Source organism: Cobetia sp. (assembly GCF_983723665.1).
On sequence record NZ_CFDJES010000107.1, the window covers coordinates 1,212 to 2,381 of the forward strand.

A 1,170-nucleotide genomic window follows, 5' to 3' on the forward strand; every position below is an offset into this window, starting at 1 on the left:
TCTCTATGCTTATTTCATGAATCTCGGGGTTGAAGTCTGTTGTATGGCCCATAGGTGGGACAGTGCGGGCAAGCCGCATGCTAGAACGCCAGATTCCACTTTCCTCAATGCAAGACATTGATGCCTTAAGGAGAGCATGATGACAGCTTCACGCCATATGACCTCGTACAACGCCACTTCTGCTCTTTCATCCAAGCAACGCCAACATGAGCAGACCGATGGTGGCAACGTCAGCGCCGCTGCAGAAGCCTCCAACCAGCAGCTGGACGCCCGTCAGACCAATGCCGACCGTGATCAGGCGCCGGAAGCCTATCTCGACAAGTCGGGCAGCGACCGAGGCTCCGATCACTCGAGAGACGCCTATCCGACGCGCCTGAGCCAGCCGCCGGAGCATCTGTGGCAGAAGCGCCGCGAACCCGTCGTGCACTCGCGTGCCGATGAGGGGCCGCTGGGCGCCGAGCAGCTCAAGCGTTTCAAGAGTGACGGCTTCCTGTTCGAGCCGGAATTCCTGGCGCCGGAAGAAGTCGAGGCGCTGAAGACCGAGCTGGCAGCGCTGCTCGACAACGAAGAGTGGCAGGGGCGTGATTTCACCATCACCGAGCCCAAGAGCCGCGAGATTCGTTCCATCTTCGCCGTGCACTTCCTGTCCGAGCGCTTCCGCCAGCTGGCAGAAGACCCGCGCCTGGTCGATCGCGCGCGCCAGATCCTGGGGGGCGATGTCTATCTCCACCAGTCGCGCATCAACTACAAGCCGGGCTTCGAGGGCAAGGGCTTCAACTGGCACTCGGACTTCGAGACCTGGCACGCCGAGGATGGCATGCCGGAGATGCGCGCGGTCAGCGCCTCGATCATCCTGACCGACAATCACCACTTCAATGGTCCGCTGATGCTGATCCCCGGCTCGCATGAAGTCTTCGTGCACTGCCTGGGCGAGACGCCGGATGACAACCACAAGTCATCCCTGCAGACCCAGAAGGTCGGTGTGCCCTCGCGTGAAGCACTGAGCGAGCTGATCGCCGAACGTGGTATCGAAGCACCGACCGGTGCCGCCGGTGGTCTGTTGATGTTCGACTGCAATACGCTGCATGGCTCCAACGCCAACATGTCGCCGGACCCGCGCAGCAACGCCTTCTTCGTCTACAACCGCGTCGACAACGCGATGCAGGCACC

1 protein-coding gene is annotated in these 1,170 nt (G+C 61.3%); it reads left to right on the forward strand.

From position 1 onward, the window contains the following. Nucleotides 1-139 precede the first annotated feature (139 nt). Nucleotides 140-1,170, forward strand: a 1,031-nt coding sequence (gene thpD / locus AC4FAH_RS10880) for an ectoine hydroxylase (RefSeq protein WP_490246022.1), incomplete at its 3' end; no start/stop codon positions are given.